This is a genomic window from Nonomuraea sp. NPDC004580, from assembly GCF_040609855.1.
GTDB classification, from domain to species: domain Bacteria; phylum Actinomycetota; class Actinomycetes; order Streptosporangiales; family Streptosporangiaceae; genus Nonomuraea; species Nonomuraea salmonea.
This window is the reverse complement of the sequence record NZ_JBEXLH010000132.1, coordinates 1-3,774: the sequence shown is the minus strand read 5'-3', so window position 1 is coordinate 3,774 and position 3,774 is coordinate 1. Positions and strand designations below refer to the sequence as shown.

Genomic DNA, 3,774 nt, shown 5'->3' with positions numbered 1-3,774 from the left:
GGCACGCCGTGCGTGACGACCCAGGGGATGGGCGAGGAGGACCTGGCGGAAGTGCCGCGACCGCCGCCACCGGCGCCCGCCGCAGGAGCGCGGGCGGGAGCCCCGGCGTGAGCTCCGGCGTGAGCTCCGGCGTGGGCTCCGGCGTGGGAATGGCGGCGCTGGCGGCGGGTGCGGTGTGGGCCGCGCTGACCGCCGAGTTCGCCTGGCGGCGGATCGCGCCGGGCCCGCGTACGCCGGGTGAGGTGCTGCGGATGGCCGTCACCAGCGTGCTGATCCCGCCGGTCGCCTGCGCGCACCGGTTGCGGGGGGAATGGAGAGTGCGGCGATGACAGGTCCTGCAGACCGCGGACCAGGCCCCGGCCGTGCGCCCGATCGGGGGCGGGTGCTGGTGGCGCGGCTTGACGATGCCGGTGACGTGCTGCTGGCCGGACCCGCCGTGCGCGCCGTGCGTACGCGAGCCGCCGAGGTCGTCTTCCTGGCCGGCCCGAACGGCAGGGCGGCGGCCGAGCTGCTGCCCGGCGTGGACCGGGTGGAGACCTGGCACGCCCCGTGGATCGACCACACGCCGCCGCCCGTCACCAGGGACCAGGCCGAGGACCTGATCGGCCGCGTCGGTGACGTGGACGAGGCGGTGCTGCTCACCTCGTTCCACCAGTCGGCGCTGCCGCTGGCGCTGCTGCTCAGGCTGGCCGGGGTGGCCCGGATCACCGCGATCAGCAACGACTACCCCGGCGCGCTGCTGGACGTGCGGCACGTCGTGGACGAGAGCGTGGACGTGCCGGAGGCCGAACGCATGCTCGCGGTCGCGCAGGCGGCCGGATTCACGCTGCCACCAGGCGATGACGGCGTTCTCGCAGTTCGGCGGCCATTGCCGGATATCCGCCCGGAAACAGGGCACTTGCTAGGCGCCGGCGCCGATGCCGGTGAAGGCGCGTATGTCGTGGTGCACCCGGGGACCTCGGCGCCCGCCCGTACCTGGCCCGCGGAACGGCACCGTCAGGCGGTGCGGGAGCTGGCCGAGGACGGGCACCGGGTCGTCGTGACCGGCACAGAACGTGACCTCACCGCCTACGTGGCCGACGACGTCGCGGCCGACCTGGGCGGAGTGACCACCTTCGCGGAACTGGCCGCCGTCATCGAGCGCGCCGGCGTGCTCGTGGCCGGGAACACCGGTCCCGCGCACCTGGCCGCGGCGGTCGGTACGCCGGTGGTGAGCCTGTTCGCCCCCGTGGTCCCGCTGGTGCGGTGGGCCCCGTACGGCGTGCCCTCCGTCGTGCTGGGCGACCAGCACGCGCCCTGCCGGGGAAGCAGGGCGCGCGTCTGCCCGGTGCCGGGGCACCCGTGCCTGTCCCAGGTGACGAGTGAGCAGGTGGTCAAGGCAGTGAGGGAGCTGACGCAGTGAAGGTCGATCTCATCTCGGAGCACGCGGACCCGCTGGCGGCGGTCGGCGGCGTCGACTCCGGCGGCCAGAACGTCTACGTCGCCGCGCTGGCCGTCGCCCTCGCCGAGCGCGGGCACACGGTCACCGTGCACACCCGGCGCTCCTCCGAGGAGCAACCCGGCTCCGTGCGCCTGGCGCCCGGCGTCACGGTCGAGTACGTCACCGCGGGCCCCGCGGCCCCCGTGCCGAAGGACGAGCTGCCCCCGTACATGCCGGAGTTCACCGAACGCCTGGCCGGGCGCTGGGCGGCGCGCCCGCCGGACGTCGTGCACGCGCACTTCTGGATGAGCGGCCAGGCGGCGCTGCAGGCGGCCGGCGGGCTGCCGGTGGTGCAGACGTTCCACGCGCTCGGCACCGTCAAGCGGCGCTGGCAGGGAGAGGCGGACACCAGCCCGGCGCACCGGATCGCCACCGAGCGCGAGATCGGCAAACGGGCCGACGCGGTGCTCGCCACCTGCAGCGACGAGGTGAGCGAGCTGTGCGCGATGGGCATCCCGGAGCAGCGCGTCTCGGTCGTCCCGTGCGGGGTCGACCTGGAGGCGTTCCGCCCGGACGGTCCCGTGGCCCCGCGCACGGACGGGCCGATGGTGCTGAGCATCGGCCGCATGGTGGCGCGCAAGGGCGTGGACACGCTGATCAGGGCGATGCGCCAGCTCCCGGAGGCCGAGCTGGTGATCGCCGGCGGCGGGCCGGGCGACGAGGAGGCGGCCAGGCTCAGGGACCTGGCCGACGGCTACGGCATGGGCCACCGCGTGCACGTCATCGGCAGCGTGCCCAGGCGGCACGTGCCCGCGCTGATGCGCGCGGCCGACGTCGTGGTCACCGTGCCCTGGTACGAGCCGTTCGGCATGGTGCCCGTCGAGGCGATGGCGTGCGGGGTGCCCGTCGTGGCCTCGGCGGTCGGCGGCCATCTCGACACGGTGGCGGGCTGCGGCGTGCTGGTGCCGCCGCGCAGGCCCCGTGCTCTGGCCAGAGCGCTCAAGGACGTGCTCGGCGACCCTCGGCGGCGCGCGGAGATCGGCGCGGCCGGCGCCCGCCGGGCCCGCGAGCGCTACGGCTGGCCGCGCGTGGCCGAACTCACCGAGGCCGTGTACACGCAGGTCATCGACGGCAAGGTCGGCCGGCTGGCCGCCCTGGGGGGTTGATCATGGATGCGCATCTGGAAAAGCTCTGGAACGCCCTGGAGAAGGTCGATGACCAGGCGGCCGCCGTACGGGGCTGGGGCGGCCGGCTGGCCGGCGTGCTGTCGGCCGGGGGCCGGCTGCTCGCCTGCGGCAACGGCGGCTCGGCCGCGGAGGCCCAGCACCTGACGGCCGAGCTGGTCGGCAGGTTCAGGGAGGACCGGCGTCCGTACGCGGCGATCCCGCTGCACGCCGACGGCTCCTCGCTGACGGCCATCGCGAACGACTTCGGCGCCGACCAGGTCTACGCCCGCCAGGTGCGCGCGCACGGCCGTCCAGGCGACGTGCTGGTGTGCCTGTCGACCAGCGGCGGCAGCCCCAACGTGCTGGCCGCCGCCGCGGCGGCGCGCGAGTGCGGCGTGACGGCCTGGGCCATGACGGGGCCGGGGCCCAACGCGCTGGCCGACCTCTGCGACGAGGCCGTCGCCGTGCCCGGCGAGACGGCCACCGTCCAGGAGGTGCACCTCGCGATGATCCACCTGCTGTGCGACGCCGTGGAGGAGGCGCTGTGAAGCCAGGCCCGCTGGTCGTCATCGGTGACACGCTGCTCGACGTGGACGTCGAGGGCGACGCCGACCGCCTCTGCCCCGACGCCCCCGTGCCCGTGGTGGACGTCTCGTCCGAGCGGGCCAGGCCCGGCGGGGCGGGGCTGGCGGCGCTGCTGACCGCCCGCGACGGCGCCGACGTGGTGCTGATCACGGCGGTCGGCGACGACCAGGACGGGCACCGCCTGTGCGGGCTGCTGTCGGAGGAGCTCGACCTGGTACGCCTGCCGCTGCACGGCGGCACCGTGCGCAAGACGCGGATCAGGTCGCGCGGCCAGACGCTCGTCAGGCTGGACACCGGCGACGGCACCGCGCGCTTCTCCCCCACCGAGGAGGCGGCTCAGGCGATCCTGCGGGCCGGCGCGGTGCTGGTGTCCGACTACGGCAGGGGCGTCGCCAGGATGGCCCGCGAGCTGCTGCGCGATGTCTCCGTACCGGTGATCTGGGACCCGCATCCGCGCGGCGAGCAGCCGATGCCCGGCTGCGCGCTGCTGACGCCCAGCGAGGCGGAGGCAGCGCCACGAGCATGACGACCACGAGCGAGACCAGGTTGGCGACCAGAGAGGTCAGCACGTGCGCCCAGAGCACCGACGAGCGGGCGGTCGGC

At 75.3% G+C, this 3,774-nt stretch carries 5 protein-coding genes; all 5 read left to right on the top strand.

Annotated features, from left to right (window positions below; genetic code table 11):
* Positions 1-107 precede the first annotated feature (107 nt).
* Genes ABZW11_RS46115 through ABZW11_RS46095 form a run of 5 tightly spaced genes read left to right on the top strand, consistent with a single transcriptional unit; the run spans position 108 to position 3,697 of the window.
* Positions 108-329, top strand: a complete 222-nt coding sequence (locus tag ABZW11_RS46115) for a hypothetical protein (protein ID WP_355432893.1) — start codon at positions 108-110, stop codon at positions 327-329.
* Positions 326-1,402, top strand: coding sequence for a glycosyltransferase family 9 protein (locus ABZW11_RS46110; protein WP_355432891.1), 1,077 nt, complete (start codon positions 326-328; stop codon positions 1,400-1,402). The genes ABZW11_RS46115 and ABZW11_RS46110 overlap by 4 nt, the downstream gene beginning before the upstream one ends.
* A complete protein-coding gene (locus tag ABZW11_RS46105; protein ID WP_355432888.1) occupies positions 1,399-2,586 on the top strand; it encodes a glycosyltransferase in 1,188 nt (395 codons plus the stop codon). Before ABZW11_RS46110 ends, ABZW11_RS46105 begins: the two co-directional genes overlap by 4 nt.
* Positions 2,587-2,588: 2 nt before the next feature.
* Positions 2,589-3,134 (top strand): SIS domain-containing protein, encoded by a 546-nt coding sequence (locus tag ABZW11_RS46100; protein WP_355432885.1) that lies wholly within the window; start codon positions 2,589-2,591, stop codon positions 3,132-3,134.
* Positions 3,131-3,697, top strand: a complete 567-nt coding sequence (locus tag ABZW11_RS46095; protein ID WP_355432882.1) for a PfkB family carbohydrate kinase — start codon at positions 3,131-3,133, stop codon at positions 3,695-3,697. Before ABZW11_RS46100 ends, ABZW11_RS46095 begins: the two co-directional genes overlap by 4 nt.
* The last annotated feature ends 77 nt before the right edge of the window (positions 3,698-3,774 follow it).

Excerpts from the sequence above, each read along its gene's own strand:
- ABZW11_RS46110 (WP_355432891.1), top strand. The coding sequence starts at position 326 with ATGACAGGTCCTGCAGACCGCGGACCAGGCCCCGGCCGTGCGCCCGAT.
- ABZW11_RS46100 (WP_355432885.1), top strand. The coding sequence starts at position 2,589 with ATGGATGCGCATCTGGAAAAGCTCTGGAACGCCCTGGAGAAGGTCGAT.